At 63.6% G+C, this 21,690-nt stretch carries 20 protein-coding genes; 7 read left to right on the forward strand and 13 right to left on the reverse strand.

The window, feature by feature from the left end; translation table 11 throughout:
- Positions 1 to 31: 31 nt before the first annotated feature.
- From LBW87_RS13900 to infA, 4 genes are all read right to left on the reverse strand, one after another.
- Positions 32 to 1,012: an NAD(P)H-quinone oxidoreductase gene (locus tag LBW87_RS13900; RefSeq protein WP_225202083.1), complete on the reverse strand. Its 981-nt coding sequence runs from the start codon at positions 1,010 to 1,012 to the stop codon at positions 32 to 34.
- Between the two features lie 96 nt (positions 1,013 to 1,108).
- Positions 1,109 to 1,441, reverse strand: a complete 333-nt coding sequence (locus tag LBW87_RS13905) for a carboxymuconolactone decarboxylase family protein (RefSeq protein WP_225202084.1) — start codon at positions 1,439 to 1,441, stop codon at positions 1,109 to 1,111.
- Positions 1,442 to 1,464: 23 nt separating this feature from the next.
- Positions 1,465 to 2,904 (reverse strand): NAD-dependent succinate-semialdehyde dehydrogenase, encoded by a 1,440-nt coding sequence (locus LBW87_RS13910; RefSeq protein ID WP_225202085.1) that lies wholly within the window; start codon positions 2,902 to 2,904, stop codon positions 1,465 to 1,467.
- Positions 2,905 to 3,198: 294 nt separating this feature from the next.
- Positions 3,199 to 3,462: a translation initiation factor IF-1 gene (infA, locus tag LBW87_RS13915; RefSeq protein WP_008118619.1), complete on the reverse strand. Its 264-nt coding sequence runs from the start codon at positions 3,460 to 3,462 to the stop codon at positions 3,199 to 3,201.
- A 544-nt stretch (positions 3,463 to 4,006) separates the two neighbouring features.
- On the opposite strand from infA, the gene LBW87_RS13920 reads away from it, so the two are divergent.
- Positions 4,007 to 4,636, forward strand: a complete 630-nt coding sequence (locus LBW87_RS13920) for a biliverdin-producing heme oxygenase (RefSeq protein WP_225202086.1) — start codon at positions 4,007 to 4,009, stop codon at positions 4,634 to 4,636.
- Positions 4,637 to 4,780: 144 nt separating this feature from the next.
- The gene (locus LBW87_RS13925; protein WP_225202087.1) at positions 4,781 to 6,745 is read left to right on the forward strand and encodes an AsmA family protein; all 1,965 of its coding nucleotides are present in this window, start codon (positions 4,781 to 4,783) and stop codon (positions 6,743 to 6,745) included.
- A gap of 91 nt (positions 6,746 to 6,836) precedes the next feature.
- Here the strand turns inward: LBW87_RS13925 and LBW87_RS13930 are convergent, their stop codons facing one another.
- The 5 genes from LBW87_RS13930 to LBW87_RS13950 form a co-directional block, all read right to left on the reverse strand.
- Complete coding sequence (locus LBW87_RS13930; RefSeq protein WP_225202088.1) at positions 6,837 to 7,196, reverse strand: hypothetical protein; 360 nt, start codon at positions 7,194 to 7,196, stop codon at positions 6,837 to 6,839.
- Between the two features lie 155 nt (positions 7,197 to 7,351).
- On the reverse strand, positions 7,352 to 8,134 hold the full coding sequence (gene rsmA, locus LBW87_RS13935) for a 16S rRNA (adenine(1518)-N(6)/adenine(1519)-N(6))-dimethyltransferase RsmA (protein WP_225202089.1): 783 nt from the start codon (positions 8,132 to 8,134) through the stop codon (positions 7,352 to 7,354).
- Positions 8,131 to 9,180, reverse strand: a complete 1,050-nt coding sequence (gene pdxA / locus LBW87_RS13940; protein WP_225202090.1) for a 4-hydroxythreonine-4-phosphate dehydrogenase PdxA — start codon at positions 9,178 to 9,180, stop codon at positions 8,131 to 8,133. The genes rsmA and pdxA overlap by 4 nt, the downstream gene beginning before the upstream one ends.
- Positions 9,181 to 9,273: 93 nt before the next feature.
- Entirely contained in the window at positions 9,274 to 10,803 is a 1,530-nt protein-coding gene (locus LBW87_RS13945) for a peptidylprolyl isomerase (RefSeq protein WP_225202091.1), read from the reverse strand.
- A gap of 27 nt (positions 10,804 to 10,830) precedes the next feature.
- On the reverse strand, positions 10,831 to 13,110 hold the full coding sequence (locus LBW87_RS13950; RefSeq protein WP_225202092.1) for an LPS-assembly protein LptD: 2,280 nt from the start codon (positions 13,108 to 13,110) through the stop codon (positions 10,831 to 10,833).
- Between the two features lie 97 nt (positions 13,111 to 13,207).
- Between LBW87_RS13950 and LBW87_RS13955 the strand changes: the two genes are divergently transcribed.
- Genes LBW87_RS13955 through upp form a run of 5 tightly spaced genes read left to right on the forward strand, consistent with a single transcriptional unit; the run spans position 13,208 to position 18,166 of the window.
- Entirely contained in the window at positions 13,208 to 14,239 is a 1,032-nt protein-coding gene (locus tag LBW87_RS13955; protein WP_225202093.1) for an aminoglycoside phosphotransferase family protein, read from the forward strand.
- Between the two features lies 1 nt (position 14,240).
- Complete coding sequence (gene murU, locus LBW87_RS13960) at positions 14,241 to 14,957, forward strand: N-acetylmuramate alpha-1-phosphate uridylyltransferase MurU (protein ID WP_225202094.1); 717 nt, start codon at positions 14,241 to 14,243, stop codon at positions 14,955 to 14,957.
- Positions 14,954 to 16,303, forward strand: coding sequence for an aminopeptidase P N-terminal domain-containing protein (locus tag LBW87_RS13965; protein ID WP_225202095.1), 1,350 nt, complete (start codon positions 14,954 to 14,956; stop codon positions 16,301 to 16,303). The genes murU and LBW87_RS13965 overlap by 4 nt, the downstream gene beginning before the upstream one ends.
- Complete coding sequence (locus tag LBW87_RS13970; RefSeq protein ID WP_225202096.1) at positions 16,300 to 17,463, forward strand: FAD-dependent monooxygenase; 1,164 nt, start codon at positions 16,300 to 16,302, stop codon at positions 17,461 to 17,463. The genes LBW87_RS13965 and LBW87_RS13970 overlap by 4 nt, the downstream gene beginning before the upstream one ends.
- Positions 17,464 to 17,518: 55 nt before the next feature.
- Positions 17,519 to 18,166: a uracil phosphoribosyltransferase gene (gene upp, locus LBW87_RS13975; RefSeq protein WP_225202097.1), complete on the forward strand. Its 648-nt coding sequence runs from the start codon at positions 17,519 to 17,521 to the stop codon at positions 18,164 to 18,166.
- Positions 18,167 to 18,241: 75 nt separating this feature from the next.
- On the opposite strand, the gene LBW87_RS13980 is transcribed toward upp, so the two are convergent.
- Genes LBW87_RS13980 through LBW87_RS13995 form a run of 4 tightly spaced genes read right to left on the reverse strand, consistent with a single transcriptional unit; the run spans position 18,242 to position 21,544 of the window.
- The gene (locus LBW87_RS13980; protein WP_225202098.1) at positions 18,242 to 19,681 is read right to left on the reverse strand and encodes an NAD(P)(+) transhydrogenase (Re/Si-specific) subunit beta; all 1,440 of its coding nucleotides are present in this window, start codon (positions 19,679 to 19,681) and stop codon (positions 18,242 to 18,244) included.
- Positions 19,678 to 19,992, reverse strand: coding sequence for an NAD(P) transhydrogenase subunit alpha (locus LBW87_RS13985; RefSeq protein ID WP_225202099.1), 315 nt, complete (start codon positions 19,990 to 19,992; stop codon positions 19,678 to 19,680). Before LBW87_RS13985 ends, LBW87_RS13980 begins: the two co-directional genes overlap by 4 nt.
- A gap of 42 nt (positions 19,993 to 20,034) precedes the next feature.
- Positions 20,035 to 20,397: an aspartate 1-decarboxylase gene (gene panD / locus LBW87_RS13990; protein ID WP_225202100.1), complete on the reverse strand. Its 363-nt coding sequence runs from the start codon at positions 20,395 to 20,397 to the stop codon at positions 20,035 to 20,037.
- A 31-nt stretch (positions 20,398 to 20,428) separates the two neighbouring features.
- Positions 20,429 to 21,544, reverse strand: a complete 1,116-nt coding sequence (locus tag LBW87_RS13995) for a Re/Si-specific NAD(P)(+) transhydrogenase subunit alpha (RefSeq protein ID WP_225202101.1) — start codon at positions 21,542 to 21,544, stop codon at positions 20,429 to 20,431.
- Positions 21,545 to 21,690 lie beyond the last annotated feature (146 nt).

Here is a 21,690-nt window from a genome sequence, read left to right on the forward strand (position 1 = left end):
TTCGGTGGCAACGACTGTAGTGGCGCCCTCTTCAGGTCGTCAATACGATCTTGCCGACATTGAGGCCATCCTCCATCCGCTTGTGCGCAGCGCCGGCTTCGGCCAGCGGAAACACGCTGTCGATGATCGGGCTCAGTCCATTGGGGCCGAACTGCGACAACCAGCGTTCCTTGAAACGGCGTGACATGTCGTGCTTGACTTGCTGCGGCCGTGACTTCATCACGGTGCCGATGATCTTGAGGTGACGATAAAGCAGTCGGTCGAGTGGAATCCTGGCATTCTCGATGCCGCCCATGATGCCGATCTGCACCAGCCGGCCACCGAAGTTGAGTGAATTCACATTGCGTTCGAAGTAAGGCGCACCGATGAAGTCGAGGATCACGTCGACGCCACGATTGTCGGTCAGCCGGTTGACGACTTCGGCAAAATCCTCGTGCTCGTAATCGATGGGATGATCTGCGCCAAGGCGGCGCGCCAGGTCATGCGCGCCAGCCTGGGCGGTGGCGAACACGGTCGCGCCCATGGCACGCGCCAGTTGCACCGCCGCGCCGCCCACGCCGCCCACGCCGGCATGCACAAGTACCGTCTCCCCCGCTTGCAGCTGGCCCAGGTGGATCAACGCTTCATGGGCGGTGACGAAGACTTCGGTGATGGCGGCGGCCTGGATGTAGCCCACGCCAACGGGAATCGGCATGGCCATGCGGTAATCGATGCGCGAGACTTCGGCGTAGGCGCCACCGCCGACGATGCCCATCACGCGGTCGCCCACGGCGTAGCCCTGCACGTCGGCGCCGACGGCGATGACGTCGCCGGCGATTTCGAGCCCCATGATGGTGGAGTCGCCGAAGTCGGGCCAGCCGTAGCCGCCTCGGCGATGCGTCAGGTCGGCGCGGTTCACGCCGGCGGCGCGGGTGCGCACCAGCAGATCATGGGGGCGCAAACCAGGTTCGGGGACTTCGTTGATCTTGAGGACGTCGGTGGCGCCGAACTGGTCAAAGGTGATGGCTTTCATCGTGGCTCCTGCAATAAGTTATCTAAGTAATCTGAGTAATTCAGTCCAGTTCGGTCGCGCCGGATGCGCGACCGCACCGTTGGATACGCGCTTCGATCAAGCTGGCGGGTCTTCTGCGAACGCAGCGTTGGCGTAGGCGGAGGCGGTAATGGCCGCAGGAAAACCGGCATAGAAGGCCAGGTGGGTAATGGCCGCGCTCAACTCGGTTTTGGTCAATCCGTTTTCGATGCCGCGCTTCAGGTGGGCCGGCAGTTCGTTGGCGTGGTTCATCGCGATCAGGCAGGCGATGGTGATCAGGCTGCGGTCCCGCAGCGCCAGGTCGGGGTCGCTCCAGACCGACGAATACAGGGGCTGCTCGACAAAATCGGACAGCTTGGGCGTGAAGTGGCGAGCGGCGGCGCGAGGACTGGTGAAATCGATGGCGTTCATGATGTTCTGCTTTCGTTAATCAGTTAGATCTGGCTGATGAATTTGTTGGTCAGGTAATGCCCGATGCCTTCGGCCCCGCCTTCCGAACCGTGGCCACTTTCCTTCATGCCGCCAAAGGGCAGCTCGGTGGCGACGATGCGGTACTGGTTGATGCCGATCATGCCTGCCTCCAGTTGATCGCCGACATCGATGGCGGTGCGTGCATCGCGGGTAAAGGCATAGGCCGACAGGGCATAGGGCAGACGGTTGGCTTCGGCCAGGCCGTCCTCGAAAGACGCGAAGGGGCGCAGCACGGCGATGGGGCCGAACGGCTCTTCGTGCATGATGCGTGCGCTCATCGGCACGTCTGCCAACACAGTGGGCTCGAAGAAATAACCGGGGCGATCGATGCGCTTGCCGCCGGTCAGCAGCCTGGCGCCTTGCGCCACGGCGTCGGCCACCAGCGATTCCATCTTGGCCAGTTGGCGAGGGTTCGCCAGCGGACCGACTTGCGTGCCGGCCTGCATGCCATCGCCGATGACCAGCTCGTTGGTCGCGGCGACGAAGCGCTCGACGAAGCGGTCATAGACGCCGCGCTGGATCAGGAAACGGGTCGACGAGATGCAGATCTGGCCGGTGCCACGGAAACGGTTGGCCGCGCCGCCGCTGGCAGCAGCATCGACATCGGCATCATCGAAGACCAGCACCGGCCCATGGCCGCCCAACTCCAGCGTGATCGGTTTCACGCCTGCGGCGGCCCGCTCGGAGAGCAGGCGTCCGACCGGTATCGAGCCGGTGAAAGCCACCTTGCGAATGATGGGTGAGGCAATCAGGCGCGCCGATACCATATCTGGCACACCGAAGACGATTTGCAATACGCCCTTGGGCAGGCCGGCATCGTCCAGGCAGCGGGCCAGCGCCAGGGCCGTGGCCGGGCTTTCTTCACCGGGCTTGAGGATGACGCTGCAACCGGCTGCCAGTGCGGCCGACAACTTGCGGGCAGGCGTGATGGCGGGAAAATTCCAGGGGGTGAAGGCCGCCACCGGACCAATGGCCTGCCGTTTCACCAGTTGCTGCACGCCGGGACGATTGGCGGGAACGACGCGGCCATCGATGCGGCGGGCCTCCTCCGAAAACCATTCGAAGTATTCTGCGGCGCGCAGCACCTCGTCGCGGCTCTCGGCCAGGGGCTTGCCTTCTTCCAGCGTCATCTGGGTAGCGATGTGCTCGGCCCGTTCACGCATCAGCGTCGCGGCGGCACGCATGATGCGAGCGCGCTCGGCGGGTACGGTGCGGCGCCAGACATCGAAGCCCTGACGGGCGGCGTCCAGCGCGCTGTCGAGATCGGCGGCGGTCGCCAGCGGCAGCCGGCCCAGGGTGACGCCATTGGCAGGATTGATGACGGCGGCGGTGTCTCGTTCACCAGCGCCCAGCCAGGCGCCATTGATGAAGAGGTAAAGCGGATCGTAGTGAATGGATTGCATGGTCTTCTTCCTTGGGTTGATGCCGGTTGCAAAGTGACTTGCGGCAGGAAGAAGATTAAGACTGGGAGACCTGGCTGATAAGACAGCTTCTGCCCACAATGGCTATGCAGGCAATGCACAGGTGATGCACAGGCGCGGCGCCGAGGGAGTCGGATCGGGGGCCCGATCCGCACAGCAAAAAAGGCTGGTTCCTGATGGATTCAGGAACCAGCCTTTTTCAATTGAAGCAACGGCGACGACCGCCGGTGTTCAACATTCAACGTTCAAACCTGCAGTGGCCGGGGGCCACGCATCTCAACGACGACGGAAGTTGGTGCGCGGACCGCCTGGGGTGCGGTTTTCGATATGACGGAAAGTGATGCGTCCCTTGTTCAGATCGTAAGGGGACAGCTCGAGTGTCACCTTGTCGCCGGCGAGGATACGGATGAAGTTCTTCTTCATGCGGCCTGCGGTGTATGCGATCAGGGAATGGCCATTTTCCAACTTGACCCGGAAGCGCGAGTCGGGCAAGACTTCTTCTACTTGGCCTTGCATTTCGATCAATTCTTCTTTTGCCATTGAATCTCCTGGGCAGATGTACGGAATACAAGGCCACCAAGGCCCTGCTGGATACGCTAATAAAACCGTTATGTCGAAGCTGGCAGATTTTAACCAGAATCGATGCTCGCCGGGCTGAATCCGGGCTGAATTACCAAACGCTGGATATGACGCATCGGAAACGGGCCAATCAAGGTGGCATTCTTCACGCGATGCGATCAGAAGCACGGCTTGACCTTAAGGCAGACCGTATGAAAGATATTGGGCGAGGATCAGACAGCGTTGCCGGGATGGCAAGACAGGTGAGAATAGCCAAAGACTTTCAACATACTTGGCAAGCAGGGTGCTGATTATACCGGACAAGCCCGCTCCAAGCCAGTTTTTGTGATGAAAGCGAGGTTTTCGTCGCAGTCACGCAACCATTTCGATAAACATCTCACTGAAACAGCGACTATTTCCTGGTCGCAATGATCAATTCACCCCGTTTAAGCGCCTGGAATCGGTCAAGCGCAGCACGATGCCGGCGATTTTGGTATCGTCCCTGCCACACCACGCCAGGAACCAGATGAGCACTCCCTTAGACACCCTCCCCGCCGCTTCCCGCGCGGCCGCCCTCAAAGCCGCGACGCATGCCGCCCACCAGCGGCTCGACAGCGGGATCATGCAGTTCGATCCGTTCGGATCGCGTCAGCGCTACGGCGCATTCGTCCAGATGCAGTACGCCTTCCATCGCGACGTCGCGGCGCTGTTCGACGACGTGCAGTTGAATCACTGGTTTCCCGGCCTGCAGGCGCGCGCCCGGCTGCGGCAGATAGAACGCGACCTGGCCGACCTCGGCCTGGCGCTGCCCGCGCTGACGGCGCCGCCGGTGTTTGTCGCCGGGGCAACACTGGACCGGCCCACCGCATTGGGTTGGCTGTACGTGGAAGAAGGCTCGAACCTGGGCGCAGCATTCCTCTTCAAGGCCGCCGCCGCACTGGGTTTCGACGGCCAGCATGGCGCGCGCCACCTGGCGCCTCATGAAGCAGGCCGGGCGCCCAGCTGGCGTGCCTTTGTCGCCCAGCTCGACAGCGTGGCGCTGTCGCCCGCCGAGGACGCCCGGGCCACCGCGGGCGCCATCGCCGCCTTCGACCAGGTCACCCGTCATACCGATATGTTCTGCCGTGACGCGATGGCGGGCCAGGTTGCGCGATGACCTACACCAGCATGGCCGCGGCGCCTATAGGATGGCGCTCGTCCAGGCCCGATACTGTTGAGCCTGGACCCATCCGTGCCGCCGGCACGGCGCGTCCCCTCTAACCAATCCGCCTGATACCAGAACGGCGTGATGGAGACTTGCGTGCATCATCGCTTCCTGCTGCTCTTGCGCATCCTGGCATGGACCATGGCCGCCCTGGCGGGGCTGGCCGCTGCATTGGCGTTATTCGTGGCGAACTACAACTGGAACCACGCCAAGCCGTGGCTGACGCAACGCTTCTCCGAGGTGTTGCAGCGTGAGATTCGCATCGATGGCGACGCCCAGCTGGCATGGGCACACGGCCCTGACACCGAGCCGACCTCGACCCGCTTCATTCCCCGGCTGCGGCTGCTCGCCCGCGACGTGACGATCGGCAATCCGTCGTGGGCTACGGCGGACCAGCATCTGGCCCGCGCCGCGTCGGTCGACATGACCTTCGACCTCCTGCCGCTGCTACGCCAGCGCTGGAACATCACCGACCTGCACCTGGTGCAACCCGTCATCGTCCTGGAACGCGATGCCGAGCGCCGCAAGAACTGGCGCTTTACCGACCGTCCCGAACCGCGCTGGAGCGTCGATATCCGTCGCCTGGCGTTCGACCATGCCGACATCCGCTATGTCGACCGCCCACTCGACCTCGATCTGCGTTTCGACACCACCCCGCTGTCCGGCGCTGCTGGCGTCCATATCAAGGATGACGTCAACGACCTGCTCGTGCAGTTCGGCATCAGCGGCAAGTTTCGCGATGCCACCGTCGACGGCGCCGGCCAGGGCGGCGCACTGATCGGCCTGCTCAACGACGACGGGCGTTTTCCGCTGCGTGCCGAGGGCAAGGTCGGCAAGACCCATGTGGTGCTGTCGGGGGTGCTGCCGAGTCCGCGCCGCCTGCTCGAATTCGAATTGAAACTTGGCCTTTCAGGCGACAGCCTGGCCGATCTCTATCCTGCTACCCGGGTGCCGCTGCCGGCTACCGCGCCGTTCCAGGTCAGTGGACAGTTGAGCGGCGCCCGTGCCGATCTCACGGCCACGCAATGGGATTGGCATTACAGGAAGTTTGCCGGCAGCATCGGCCACAGCGATATCCGTGGCGAGGCGCAGTACCTGCAGCGCGAACCGCGCCCGATATTGCGCGCCACGATCCAGTCCGACAAGCTGATGCCGGGCGACCTGGTGCCGAGCCTCGGCCAGCAGGAAAAACGCCGAGGCAGCAAACCCGATCGTACGTTGTCATCACGCCAGTTCGACCCCGAGAAATGGGATGCCATGGATGCCGACATCACCGTCACCGCCCAGCGCGTCGAACAACTGCCCAAGATCGCACTGCAAGACCTGCGCTTCGTGTTGCACCTGAAAGATCGCCTGCTGACCATCGACCCGTTGCATTTCGCGCTGGCCGAGGGCCGGGTGGACGGGCGGGTGACGATGGATGCCAGACAAAAACAGATGCGCGCCCAGGCTGAACTGGAGGCGCAGGCGCTGCGCCTGAGAAAGCTGTTTCCATCGCTGGCGTCGATGCAAGGCAGCTTCGGACAACTCGATGCCCATGCACGACTGGCCGGCACCGGCAATTCGATCGCCGCCCTGCTGGCCTCGGCCGAAGGCGGCGTCAAGGCCCGGGTGAGCGAAGGTGCAGTCAGCAAGTTCATCCTGGAAGCGGCCGGCCTGAACGTAGCCGACGCGGTGTTTGCCAAGCTGTATCGCGACCGCCAGGTGCACCTCAATTGCGCGGTGGCCGATATCGATGTCAAGGCAGGCCAGGCGCACTTCAAGCAGTTCGTGGTCGATACCGATGATGCCGTCATCGATGTCACCGGCCACATCGACCTGGCGCAGGAGCAGCTGGATCTGGATATTCGTCCGCAATCGCGCGAGTTGCGGGTATTCACCTTGCGCACGCCGCTTTACGCCAAGGGCCCTTTCAGCAAGCCTGAGATCGCCCCCTACAAGGGCCCGCTGCTGGCCCGCGCCGGCGCCGCAGCGGCCCTGGCGCTGGTCGCTCCGGTGGCAGCCGCGTTGCCGTTGATCAGCATGGGCAAGGAATTACCCAACGTCTGCGCGCAACACTGACCATCCATATGGCCGCAACGACAAAGGCGGGCGCTCCTTTCGGAGTCGCCCGCCTTTCCTCAAGAACGGATGTCTGCGCTATCCAGCGCGATCAACGACCGTAGTAATAAGGCCGATCTTCGTAGGTATAGGTGCGCACTTCACGACGCTCCACGTACTGCACCGGACGTGGCGGCGGCGCATAGTAGCGCGGCTGCTCGTAGTAGACCGGTTGCGGCGCCTGGTAATACACCTGCTGCGGCGGCGCCTGGTAATAGGCTTGCGGTGCTGGGGCGGAATTGGCGTTGGCGATCATCGATCCGACCGCCACCGCGCCAATGATGCCGGCTGCGATAGCCAGGCCGTTGCCGCCGCCACCATGGTCTCGCGCCATCGCGGGCGCGCTCACCACGGCAGCCGAAGCCAGAAGAGTGGTTGCGATCAATACCGATGCTATTTTTTTGCTGGCCATGATTGGCTCCTGTTTCAAAAGTCCGCTAGCTCGCGGCACGTTTCAAATATAAGCCAGCAAATCTCGAAAAACGTCGAATAAATAACTTGGTTACAGTTCTTACGAGTCGCACCCGAATTGTGACTTTCTGCAACCGGCGCCCCTGCCGGCCCCGATCAGGACTGGCGCGCCTGCAGCTGGTTGGCCAGGGCCACGTACTGCTCCATCGGGATGGTTTCGGGGCGCAGTTGCGGATCGATGCCGGCCTGCACCAGCTGTTCTTCCGAGAACAGGCCCGCCAGGCAATTGCGGATCACCTTGCGGCGCTGTGAAAACGCCTTGGTCACCACCTGCTCCAGCAGCGCCTGGTCACACGCCAGCGGCTGCGCCAGCGGGATCATGCGCACGATGGCCGAATCGACCTTGGGCGGTGGATCGAATGCGGTGGGCGGCACCACGAACAGCAGGTCCATCCGATAGCGCCATTGCAGCATGACTGACAGCCGGCCGTAGGTCTTGCTGCCAGGCTCGGCAACCATGCGTTCGACCACTTCCTTTTGCAGCATGAAATGCTGGTCGGCGACCTGCGGCGCAATGCTGGCCAGGTGAAACAGCAGCGGGCTGGAGATGTTATAGGGCAGGTTGCCCACCACCCGCAGCTTGCGTCCCTGCGGCACCGGAATGCTGCCGAAGTCGAACTTGAGCGCATCGGCCGAATGGATCGTCAGCTTCGCGGGATCAAAACGCTTTTGCAGACGCACCACCAGGTCGCGGTCGAGTTCGACCACGTGCAGATGGCGCACCTCCTGCAGGATCAACGCGGTCATCGCGGCCAGCCCGGGACCGATCTCGACCATCGCATCGTCGGCCGCAGGGGCGATCGCGCTGATGATGTCGTCCAGTACCTGGCCGTCGGTCAGGAAGTTCTGGCCAAAGCGCTTGCGGGGAATATGTTTCATGTCTTGCTCGCTACGGAAAGTTGTTCGGCCTGGCGGCGGGCCATGTCGGCTGCGGCACGGATGGCCACCAGCATGCTGCCGTGATCGGCATGACCCAGGCCGCGTGCGGCCAGGTCGAGTGCGGTGCCGTGATCGACCGAGGTGCGGATCAGCGGCAGGCCGAGGGTGATATTGATGCCATGCCCGAAGCTGGCGAATTTCAGCACCGGCAAGCCCTGGTCGTGGTACATCGCCAGCACGCAATCGGCCTCTTCGAGATATTTGGGCTGGAACAGCGTGTCGGCCGGATACGGGCCGCGGGCGTCGATGCCGCGCTGCTGGGCGGCCAGCAATGCGGGGCCGATGACGTCGATCTCTTCGCGTCCCAGGTAGCCGTTTTCACCGGCATGCGGGTTGAGACCGGTGACCAGGATGCGCGGCCGGTCGATGCCGAACTTACCGCGCAGATCGGCATCGATGATGTCCAGCGTGCGCGCCAGGCTGGCTTCGGTGATGGCCGCCGGCACATCCTTCAAGGCCAGGTGGGTGGTGGCCAGCGCCACGCGCAGGTGCGGCGACTCGCCGCCGGCCAGCATCATCACCACTTGCGGGGTTGAGGTGACTTCGGCCAGGTATTCGGTGTGCCCCGTGAACGCGACACCGGCATCGTTGATGGTGCTCTTCTGCAGCGGCGCGGTGACAATCGCGGCGAACCCACCCTGCCCCAGGCGCGCGCCCTCCACTGCCAGGTCCAGCGTCTGCAGCACGGCACGACCGTTGCGGGCATCGAGCCGACCGGGGCGCACCGGTTCGGCCACCGGGCAATCGATGACGGTCAGGCAATCCTCCGGGAAGGCGGGCAAGCCGCTGTTGCGCCAGGCCTGTATCGACAGCGCCGCCACCCGCATGGCGGGATCGATATCGAACGCCGTCTGTGCCAGCAGGGCGGCATCGCCCAGCAGCACGCAGCGTATCTCGTGGCGCAGCGCCCAGGCGGCACGCAACGAAATCTCGGGACCGATACCTGCCGGTTCGCCGCAGGTCAGCGCGATGATGGGTCGGTTCATGGCATGCACGATGTCAGGTTATAAAAAGCAAGAGCCGGCGCGACGGCCGGCTTCTCGCTGGGTGGGGCGCCGGCCTCGCGGCCGGCGGCAACATCACTCGTCGTTACGATACTCGACGTAGGCGCGATCGCGAATCTGGCGCAGCCAGTCTTCGTTGGCTTCCTCGATCTTGCGCTCACGGATGGCCTGGCGCGCTGCGGCGCGGGTACGTTCGCGCGATGCATCGTCAGTCTTGCGCTCGACCACCTGGATCAGGTGGAAGCCGAAGGGCGACTCGACCGGCTGGCTGACTTCACCAGGCTTGAGCTGATCCATTGCACGCTCGAATTCAGGCACCGTGTCGCCAGGGTACACCCAGCCAAGATCACCACCCTTGGCGGCCGACAAGTCGTTGGAGTACAGCTTGGCGAGTTCTTCAAAGTTGGCGCCGTTGTCCAGGCGCTCCTTGAGTTCGGTCAGCTTGCGGCGCGCTTCGGCCGCCGTCACCACTTGCGTGACCTTGATCAGGATATGGCGGGCATGCGTCTGCTGCACTGCCGGCGCCGTCGCCTGCGTGTTATCGGCGGCGCGACGCCCCACCAGCTTGAGGATATGGAAACCGTTGCCGCTCTTGACGATGGCGCTGACCTGGCCATCCTGCAGGCTGGCGGTCGCATCGACGAACAATTGCGGCAGGCGATCGGCCGGACGCCAGCCCAGGTCGCCGCCGGTCAGGGCGTCGGCGCCGTCGGAGTAGGCCGCTGCGGTCTTGGCAAAGTCGGCCCCGGTGCGCAGTTGACGCAGGACGTCTTCGGCGCGCTCGCGACGCTGGGCCAGTTGTTCTGGCGAGGCGTTCTCGGGCACCCGGATCAGGATCTGGGCGATGTCGATTTCCTGGTGGGCGGCGCCGGCGTTGGACTCGGCGGCGAGATAGTTGTCGACTTCGGATTCGGTCACCGTGATCTTGTTGTCGACTTCGCGCTCACGCAGGCGCTGGCTGAGGATTTCGCGTCGGATATCTTCGCGGAAGGAGGCATAGACGATGCCGTCCTTTTCCAGTTGCGTGCGCAGCGCAGCCATGGAAATCTTGTTCTGCTCGGCGATCCGCTGCATGGCGCGGTCGAGCATGGCGTCATCCACCACGATGCCGCTTTCCTTGGCCATCTGGGTCTGGGCGCGCTCGACGATCATGCGCTCGACCAACTGGCGCACCAACTGGCTGCGCGGCGGCACCGGCACATTCTGGGCCGCCATGCGCTGCTCGATGGTGCGCAGGCGATCGGCCACTTCCTGGCGCGTGATCACGTCGTTGTTGACCACCACGATGATGGAATCGACCGCCGTCGGTTCGGCACGTGCGCCGGTCGCCGGCGACGGGGCCGCAGCCGGTGCCGGGGCCACACGATTGGCGGCGGGACGCACGGGCGCCGGCGCCGGACGGACCGGAGCGGCGCCCTGGGTGCGTGCCGGCGCCGGTGTCGACGATGGCGAGGGAATCGGTTCCGGCACCGTCGTCTCGGACGGCGCGGTGGGGATGATCGTGGCGGCAAATTGCGCATGTGCGCTGCCGATCACGCCCAGCATGCACAGCAGCGCGGTCGCTGTTTTGGTTTTGGCAAGGAGTGGTGTTTGCATATTGCGCATGGCAAGAAGACGTTGGTTCACGATAGATTAGAAATTGTCGTTCGGATTGTTGCGATCCGGGAGGTTTACGTTCTGGTACCCGGGCACGCTGGCCTTGAGTGCTTCCAACGGGTTCGAGCCGATCCGCGACAGGCCATTGAGCTCCAACTGGAAGAAGAAGCCCGTGGACGCCTTGGTCGACGACGTGGGAATACGCTGCGCCACTACCCGGAAGACCCAGCAATCTGCCTTGTATTCCATCCCCAGCAAGCCTTCGGCGACGGTACGGTCAGGAATGGAGTAGTTGATGCGGCCCACAGCATACCAGCGTTGCGACACCGGCCACTGCCCGGACATATCGACCTGCTTGAGCGGATCGAGCAAGCCGGTGAGAGGATTGACATAGGTGCGGTCAAGCCGGTATTGCAGATTGAGCACACGCTTGGGCGCTGGTTGCCAGCGCACGCCGAAGGTGGAACGGACCATCTGGCGCAACGTCTCGCTGTACTGCACCGTGTTATCGGTAGACACCTCACGGGTAATCTGACCGCCCAGCGACAGCAGCAGGTCGGACTTGCTGCCCAAGGTAGTCGCGGTGGTGCCGTTGAGCGTCACCCGTGGATCGCTGACGTAAAACCGCTGGCCAACCGTGGCCCGCAAGCGCTCCAGGCCGTTTTCCTCGATGAAGCGCGTCGTGACGGCGCCGGTCACCTGGTTGGCGTCGCTGATGCGGTCATGGCCGACGAAACGGTTTTCGGTAAAGATCTGGGCCAGGTTGAAATCGGCCAGGCCGGAGTCGAAGATGGGCAACATCGACTGGTCGCGATAGGGCGTGCGCACATAGAACAGGCGCGGCTCCAGCGTCTGGGTCATATTGCGCCCGAGCAGGGCGGACTCGCGCTCGAAGATCAGGCCGGCATCAAGCGATGCCGTCGGCACCGTGCGGGTGTAATCGGCGCGCTGCCCCTGGGCCAGGTTATTCAGACGATAACTGGTGGCGTCCAGTATGACCTTGGGCGTGATGAAATACCCCGGACGCACGATGGGATAGGACACCGACTGCGTGATGAAGGCGCGATCGCCACCCACCAGGTCGCCGCTGGCGAAGCGGGTGTAATCGGCTACCGTGTTGAAATCGAAACCACCGATGTCATAGCGGTTACCGTTGAAGACCAACTGCGGCACCCGTTCATAGGGCTTGGTAATGGGACTGTTGACGTCTTGCAGCAACTGGTACTTGGTGACCCGCCCGACCACGCTCCAGTAGGTGCTGCTGTAGGCCAGGGCGACGTCACGGGTGAGCAGGCGCTGGGTACTGCCGGTGATCGAATGGGCGAAGTCCGATGGATAGTCGTTGTCCGAGGCCTTGTTCAGGTTCCAGCTCAGGCCCAACCCGGGGGCCAGCGTCTGCAGATGTTGCGACGACAACGAATAGCGGCCGGTGCCGGTAATCCGGTCCTGGATACCTTCGACGTGGGTGGTGCCGGAATAGCTCTCGCCCAGATAACGCGTCTCGGCGCCCATCTGCAACCCGCGACGCGCGATGTACTTGGGGAACAGCGTCAGGTCGTAGTTGGGGGCCAGGTTGAAATAATACGGTACCGATATCTCGGCGCCACCGGTGGTCGTCACGCCGATGGTCGGCGGCAGCACACCCGACTTGCGCTCACCCGACAGCGGGAACGACATCCAGGGCGAACCCAGGATCGGCACCCCCTTGAAGTACAGCAGGCCGCCATGCATGGTGCCGACTTCACGGCCGCTATCGAGGTCCATGGTATTGGCCTGCAGATACCAGTCGGGGTCGGTCGCCTCACAGGTGCTGTAGGTGCCCTTGGTGACCTCCGCCTGGTCGTCCGACAGGAAGTCGATGCGCTCGGCCCGGCCACGCCCGCCATTCTTGCCGATCAGGTAGGTCGGATTGGTCACGAAACCGGCGCCGGAGCCCATGTTCATCTGCGCATGGTCACCCGTATAGCGATCCTGCAGGCGCTTCATCCAGACGTGCCCGGTCGCTTCGACCTCGTCCTGGATGATGCGGTATTCGGCGCGATCAGCCTTGATGGTGGTGCCGCCCTTGACGATCTCGACGTCGCGATCGAGATTGACCTGGCGATCCGGCCGACCGGTCATCTGCTCGGCGCTGACATTGACGGGAGCGTCCTTGTCGTCGACCGGCGCGACCGCCGGCGCGGGCAGGGTCATCTGGGCATGGACCGTGAGCGGCAACAGGCCGACAGCCGATACGGCCATCAGCAGCGACGAGAAGCGCCTTGCGGTCCGCCAATTGACGGTACGTTCAGAGAGAGACTTGGGGAACCGGATCATGAAAAGAGTGGCAAGACACCGTGCAGGCGGATTTTTTGAAGTTAATCCCTTATTATATGAGAACTCATCCCCATCAAACGAATTCCTCAGATTGTTCATGTCTTCACCAAGTTCTACCCCCGATCATCGCCAGCTGCAATTGCAAGCCTGGCTCGCTACGCTCGACACCATCCCGGTCGACCTTTCCACCCTGCGCCCGGCGTCGGCCGATGCCAGTTTCCGCCGGTATTTCCGGGTGGACACAGTCGCCGGCGGCAGCGTCATCGCCATGGATGCGCCGCCCCCGCAGGAAGACGTGCGGCCCTTCATCCAGGTCGCCGGGGTCTTCGGCGCCACCGGGGTGACGGTACCGAAGATCCTGGCGCAGGACGTCGAGCAGGGCTTCCTGCTGCTGTCCGACCTGGGATCCACCACCTACCTGCACCAGCTCAATGGCGACAGCGCGCACAGACTATACATGGACGCGATCGATGCCCTGGTACTTTTACAAGCGCAAAGCAAACCCGATGCCCTGCCGGAGTATGACCGGGCCCTGCTGTCGCGCGAACTGGAGCTGTTCCGCGAGTGGTATATCGGCAAGCACCTGGGCGTGACGCTGTCCGACGAGCAGAACGCCGTATTGACCAAGGCCTTCGACGCCATCCTGGCCAACAACCTGGCGCAACCGCCGGTCTATGTGCACCGAGACTACCATTCGCGCAACCTGATGGTGCTACCCAGCGGCAACCCGGGCATCCTTGATTTCCAGGATGCCGTCTACGGCCCCATCACCTACGACCTGGTTTCGCTGTTGCGCGACGCCTACATCCAGTGGGACGAGGAACTGGTGCTGGACTGGGCCATCCGCTATTGGGAAAAAGCCCGCCGCGCCGGCCTGCCGGTGGCGCCCGACATCGACGGTTTCTATCGCGATTTCGAATGGATGGGGCTGCAGCGCCACCTGAAGGTGCTGGGCATCTTCGCCCGCCTGTATCACCGCGATGGCAAGGACGGTTACCTGAAGGACATGCCGCTGGTCATGGAGTACACCCTCAAGACGGCCCGGCGCTATGTCGCCTTTTCACCGCTGGTGCGCCTGATCGAGGGCCTGCACAAGGACCTGGCGCCCAAGTTCGGCTACACGTTCTGACATGAAGGCCATGATCTTCGCCGCCGGTCGCGGCACCCGCATGCGCCCGTTGACCGATACCTGCCCCAAGCCGCTGCTGAAAGTGCGCGGCCGGCCACTGATCGTGTGGCAGATCCTGTCGCTGGTGCGCGCCGGCATCACCGAGATCGTCATCAACCATGCCCACCTGGGCCAGATGATCGAAGATACCCTGGGCGACGGCAGCCAGTTCGGCGCGCAGTTACGCTACTCTCCCGAAACGACGGCGCTGGAAACGGCGGGCGGCATCGCCCAGGCCCGGCACCTGCTGGGCGAACAGCCGTTCGTGGCGGTCTCGGGCGATATCTGGTGCCCCCATTTCGACTACGAGCAGGTCAAGACGGTGCTGGAAGACAACGACCCGTGGGGCAACCCGCTGGCCCTGGACAAGCGCGACGTGGCCTGGCTGTACCTGGTGAAGAATCCGTCGTTCCATCCCGAAGGCGACTTCGTGCTGAATAATTTCTCGATCGCCAACGAAGGCCAGCCTCGCCTGACCTTCGCCAATATCGGCGTCTATCGGCCCCAGATGTTCGATGCCATCACGCCCGGAGAACATGCCAAACTGGGGCCTTTGCTACGCGAATATGCCGCGCGCGGCCAGGTCGGTGGCGATGTCTATCGCGGCCCCTGGCATAACGTCGGTACCGTCGAACAACTGGAAGAACTGAACCAGCCGCCTGGAGCCCAACGCCCATGACCTTCAACGCCACTCCACACCTCGAGCGCCGTCGCCGCCTGCTCGCCAGCATGCAGGCCGCCGGCGGCGGCGTTGCCATCATCGGCACCGCGCCCGAAGTGATGCGCAACCGCGATGCCGACTATCCGTATCGCCACGACAGCTACTTCCACTACCTGTCCGGATTTACCGAGCCCGAGGCGGTGATGGTGCTGGTGGCCGGCCCCGAAACCCGCAGCATCCTGTTCTGCCGCGACAAGAACCTGGAACGCGAGATCTGGGACGGTTATCGCTTCGGCCCGCAGGCGGCGCAGCTGGAGTTCGCCTTCGATGCGGCCCACCCGATCGAAGAACTCGACAAGAGCATGCCGGCCCTGCTGGCGGACGCGCCGGCGATCTTCTACTCGCTGGGGCAGGACCGCAGCCGCGACGCGCGCTTGCAGGACTGGCTGCAAGGCGTGCGCGGCCTGGCCCGCAGCGGCGTGGCCGCGCCCGGGCGGATCGTTGACGTCAACGTGCTGCTGGACGACATGCGGCTGCACAAGGATGCCGTCGAGATCGACACCATGAAGCGCGCCGGCGTGATTTCGGCCGAGGCGCATTGCCGCGCCATGCGCCTGTCGCGCCCGGGCCTGCGCGAATACCATCTCGAAGCCGAACTGCTGCACGAGTTCCGCCGCAACGGTTCGCAGTTTCCGGCCTACGGTTCGATCGTCGCCACCGGCGCCAACGCCTGCGTGCTGCACTATCGCGCCGGCGACGCCGAACTCAAGGATGGCGATCTGGTCCTGATCGATGCCGGTTGCGAACTCGACAGCTATGCCGCCGACATCACGCGCACCTTCCCCGCCAACGGCCGCTTCTCGGGACCGCAGCGCGAACTCTACGAAATCGTGCTGGCCGCGCATGCCGCTGCGGTGGCCGAAACCGCGCCCGGCAAGCGTTTCATGGATGGCCATGACGCCGCCGTACGCATCCTGGCCCAGGGCATGCTCGATACCGGACTGCTGGATGGCAACAAGCTCGGCAGCCGCGACGACGTGATCGAACAGGGCGCCTATCGCCAGTTCTACATGCACCGCACCGGCCATTGGCTGGGCATGGACGTGCATGACGTGGGCGACTACCGCGATCCGCCTGCCGCCGACGGCAGCAAACCCTGGCGCACGCTGCAGCCAGGCATGGTGCTGACGATTGAACCGGGCATCTATGTGCGCCCGGCCGAAGGGGTGCCCGAGCAGTACTGGAACATCGGCATCCGCATCGAAGACGACGCCCATGTCACGCCCGGCGGGTGCGAATTGCTGACCACCGGCGTGCCGTCGACGGTTGCCGACATCGAAGCATTGATGCGCCAGGGCTCATGACCAGCAGCATCCCCTTCACCCCGGACTTCGACCTGATCATCTGCGGCGGCGGGCCGGTCGGCCTGGCCAGCGCAGCACTGCTGGCCGCGCGCGGCGCAGATGTGTCGCGCATCGCGCTGGTCGACCAGAAACAACCGGCGCAGGCGGCGGCCGATCCGCGCACCATCGCGCTGTCCTATGGCAGTCGCCAGATCATCGAAGAACTCGGGGCCTGGCAAGCCATCGAGCGCAGCGCCACCGCCATCGAACAGATCCACGTCTCGCGGCGCGGCCACTTCGGCCGCACCCTGCTCGACCGGCGCGACCATGCGCTGCCGGCGCTGGGCTATGTGGCGCGCTATGGCGCGGTGAACCAGGCGCTCGATAGCGTCGTCGCCGCCACCGGCGTGCAGCTGCTGCGCCCGGCCGAGGTAGTGGCCCTGGAGCAGCAGGACGACCATGTGGTGGTGCGACTGCGCGACGAACGCAGCCTCACGGCGGCATTGGCGATCCAGGCCGAAGGCGGCATCTTCGGCCAGCAATTGCAGAAGAACGTTCAACGTGATTATCAGCAACTGGCCTTGATCGCCCATGTGCGGGTCGATGCGCCCATCGCCCATCGCGCCTTCGAACGCTTTACCGATGAAGGCCCGTTGGCGCTGCTGCCGCAGGACGACGGCTACGCGCTGGTATGGTGCGTCAGTCCGTCCAGTGCAGAAACTTTACAGGCGCTGGACGATGCAGCGTTCCTGGCGGCGCTGGGGCAGGCCTTCGGCCAGCGCCTGGGCCGGTTCACCAGCATCGGTACGCGGCACGCCTACCCGCTGGGCCTGAACGCCGGTGTCGACGCCGGCGCCCGCGTGGTGGCCATCGGCAATGCGGCGCAGACCCTGCATCCGGTGGCCGGGCAAGGTCTCAACCTCGGCCTGCGCGATGCGCGGGTGCTGGCCGGACTGCTGGCGCACGACCACACGCCGCAGGCCTTGCGCAGCTTCGCCGAACAGCGCCGCACCGACCGCCGCCTCACCGTCGGCCTGACCGATACCATGGCGCGCATCTTTGCCAGCGCGCCGCAGGGTTCGTTGACCCAGGCCTTGCTGGGAGCGTCGCTGGGGATGATCGACCTGATCAAGCCGGCGCGCGACTTGCTGGCGCAGCAGATGATGTTCGGCCGACGCTAACTGCGGCTCGGGCATGAGACAATGCCGCATCCAACCTGCCAGAACACCCCCCATCATGAAACAAGACCCCCGCTTCAAGAACCTGTTCATCCTGGATCACCCGCTGATCCAGCACAAGCTCACGCACATGCGCGACAAGCGCACCTCGACCCGTACCTTCCGCGATCTGCTGCGTGAGATCACGCTGTTGATGGGGTATGAAATCACGCGTGACCTGCCGCTGACCACCGAGAAGATCGAGACACCCCTGGTGACCTACGACGCGCCGGTGATCGCCGGCAAGAAACTGGCGATCGTGCCGGTGCTGCGGGCCGGCGTGGGCATGAGCGATGGCTTGCTGGAACTGATCCCGTCGGCTCGCGTGGGGCATATCGGCGTCTATCGCGATGCCAATCATCAACCGGTCGAATACCTGGTCCGCCTGCCGGACCTGCAGGACCGCACCATGATCCTGTGCGACCCGATGGTGGCCACCGGCAATTCGGCCGTGTATGCGGTCGATGCGCTCAAGAAGCGCGGCGTGCCCAACGAGCACATCGTGTTCGTGGCGCTGGTGGCGGCGCCCGAAGGGGTGAAGGTCTTTACCGACGCGCATCCGGACGTGAAGCTCTACGTCGCCTCGCTCGACTCGCACCTGGATGAAGATGCCTACATCGTGCCCGGACTGGGCGATGCCGGCGACCGTATCTTCGGCACCAAGTAAAACCGCAAAAGCCCAAACAAAAACCCCGCTGCGACTCACATCGCAGCGGGGTTTTTCATGGGTTCGACAAACCGCTCAGTCAACGGCCTTGACCATGTCTTCGATGACCTTCTTGGCGTCGCCGAAGACCATCATGGTCTTGTCCATGTAGAACAGTTCATTGTCCAGGCCGGCATAGCCGGCTGCCATCGAACGCTTGTTGACGATCACGGTCTTGGCCTTGTAGGCCTCCAGGATCGGCATGCCGGCGATCGGCGACTTGGGGTCCTTGGCGGCCGGATTGACCACGTCGTTGGCGCCCAGCACCAGCACCACATCGGCCTGGGCGAACTCGCTGTTGATGTCTTCCATCTCGAACACCTGGTCGTACGGCACCTCGGCTTCGGCCAGCAACACGTTCATGTGGCCTGGCATGCGACCCGCCACCGGGTGGATCGCGTACTTGACGGTGACGCCCTTGTGGGTCAGCTTCTCGGTCAGTTCCTTCAGCGCATGCTGGGCACGCGCCACCGCCAGGCCGTAGCCGGGCACGATGATCACGGTCTCGGCATTGCCCATCAGGAAGGCCGCATCGTCGGACGAGCCCGACTTGACCGGACGCTGCTGTTGCGCGCCACCGGTGGCCGCCGCAGCTTCACCGCCGAAGCCGCCCAGGATCACGTTGAAGAACGAGCGGTTCATCGCCTTGCACATGATGTACGACAGGATCGCGCCGCTGGACCCCACCAGGGAGCCGGCAATGATCAGCATCGAGTTGTTCAGCGAGAAACCGATACCGGCCGCGGCCCAACCCGAGTAGCTGTTGAGCATCGACACCACCACCGGCATATCGGCGCCGCCGATGGGGATGATGATCAGCACGCCCAGCACGAAGGCGATCGCCGCCATGATGATGAACGGCAGCCAGTCCTGCGTGAGCACGAAGATGATGCCGAAGCCCAGCATCGCCACGGCCAGAAGCAGGTTCAGGAAGTGCTGGCCCGAAAAGCTGACCGGCGCGCCCTGGAACAGGCGGAACTTGTACTTGCCCGACAGCTTGCCGAAGGCGATCACCGAACCCGAGAAGGTGATGGCGCCGACGAAGGTGCCGATGAACAGCTCGACCCGGTTGCCTACGGGAATCGCCGCGCCATGCGCAGAAATGCCCAGCGCCCACGGTTCGGCCACCGCCGCGACAGCAATACACACGGCCGCCAGGCCGATCAACGAGTGCATCGCCGCCACCAGTTCGGGCATCTTGGTCATTTCGACACTGCGCGCCAGGAAGGCGCCAATGCCGCCGCCGACGATCACGCCGGCAGCCACCAGCATATAGCCGATGTTGCTGGACGAATCGGCGCCATCGCCCTTCAACTTGACGATCAGCGCCAGCGTGGTCACTACCGCGATCAGCATGCCGGCCATGCCGAAGTTGTTACCGCGACGGGCGGTGGCCGGATGCGACAGGCCCTTCAACGACTGGATGAAACAGATCGATGCGATCAGGTACAGCAGGGTAACGAGGTTCATGCTCATGCCGATGCTCCTGCCTTTGCCTTGGGTTCTTTTTTCTTGAACATCTCGAGCATGCGCTGCGTGACCATGAAGCCGCCGAACACGTTCACGGCGGCCAGCGCCACGCCCAGCGTACCGGCGATGCGACCGACCGGGCCTTCGGTGAGGCCGGCTGCCAGCATGGCGCCGATGATGATGATGGCCGAGATGGCGTTGGTCACCGCCATGAGCGGTGTATGCAGCGCCGGGGTGACGGTCCAGACCACGTGGTAGCCGACGTAGATCGCCAGTACGAAGATGATCAGGTTGATGATGGTATGGCTGACTTCCATTGTTTGTTCCTCTGGTTATTGCGCGATGGCGACATCGCGGGGTCAGATCGCCTTGAGACTGGTGATGCGGTTGCTGTCGTCGACGAACACGATCCTGGGCACATATTGCGTGACTTCCTCATCGGTCATCGGCGCATAGGTGCAGATGATCAGCAGATCACCCAGCTGGGCACGACGAGCCGCCGCGCCGTTGAGTGAAATCTCGCCGCTGCCACGCTTGCCGCGAATGGCATAGGTCGAGAAGCGTTCGCCGTTGTTGACGTTATAAAGCTCGATCTTTTCGAACTCGCGCATGTCGGCCGCTTCCAGCAGATCTTCATCGATGCCGCAGGAGCCTTCATAGTTGAGATCGCATTGCGTGACGGTTGCGCGGTGGATCTTGGCGCGCAGCATGATGCGTTGCATTGACTTCTTTCCTTGTCGAAGAGGGCAGGTCTTACTTGCGCAATACCTCGCCACCCTGGCACATCAGCGTGGCGGCGACGATATCGTCTTCCTTGTTGATCACAAGCCGGCCTTCGGCATCGATGATCAGCTTGAGGAAGTCCAGCACGTTGCGGGCATACAGCGCCGAAGCGTCGGCGGCCACCAGCGCGGCCAGGTTGCCTTCGCCGATGATGTGCACGCCATGCTTGATGACGGTCTTGCCCGGCTCCGACAAGGGGCAGTTACCGCCCTGGTCGACCGCCATGTCGAGAATCACCGAGCCCGGCTTCATGGCCTTGACGGTTTCTTCGCTGATCAGCACCGGCGCTTTACGGCCCGGAATCAACGCGGTGGTGATGATGATATCGGCCTGCTTGGCGCGCTCGTGGACCAGCTCGGCCTGGCGTCGCATCCAGTCGGCCGGCATCGGGCGGGCGTAACCGCCCACGCCTTGCGCGATTTCCTTTTCTTCATCGGTGATGAACGGCACATCCAGGAACTTGGCGCCGAGCGACTCGATCTGCTCCTTGACGGCCGGACGCACGTCGGACGCCTCGATCACCGCGCCCAGGCGCTTGGCCGTGGCGATGGCCTGCAAACCGGCGACGCCGGCGCCCATGATCAGGATGCGCGCGGCCTTGACCGTACCGGCCGCCGTCATCAGCATCGGCATGAAGCGCTGGTAGGTGTTGGCCGCCATCAGCACCGCCTTGTAGCCGGCGATGTTGGCCTGCGACGACAGCACGTCGAGCGACTGGGCACGGGTGGTGCGCGGCGCGGCTTCGAGCGCGAAGGCGGTCAGGCCGGCGGCGGCCATGGCGGCATTGTTGTCGGCGTCGAACGGGTTGAGCATGCCGACCACGACCGTGCCGGTCTTGATGCGGGCGCGCTCGGATTCGCTGGGCGCCCGGACCTTCAGCAGCACTTCGGCGGTATAGACCGCGTCGGCGCTGCCGATGCTGGCGCCGACGGCGATATAGGCATCGTCGGGGATGCTGGATTTGACACCGGCCCCGGATTCGATCATCACTTCGTGCTTGGCGGCCACCAGTTTCTTGACTGTTTCCGGGGTCGCTGCAACACGCGTTTCGCCATCCCGACTTTCGGCGGGAATACCTATCCTCATGCAAAGCTCCTGTTAGTTGATTCTTACCCGAATCTTACACGACAAAAATTAAAAACCCATAATTCCACTAAGGTATTGCCGTCACTGCGAAGCGCCACCGGACGGGGCTTTGCGCTGAAGAGTCTGGCGCAACGCGTTAAAATAAC

Origin of the sequence: Herbaspirillum sp. alder98, from assembly GCF_020179755.1 — a bacterium.
GTDB lineage: Bacteria > Pseudomonadota > Gammaproteobacteria > Burkholderiales > Burkholderiaceae_D > Herbaspirillum.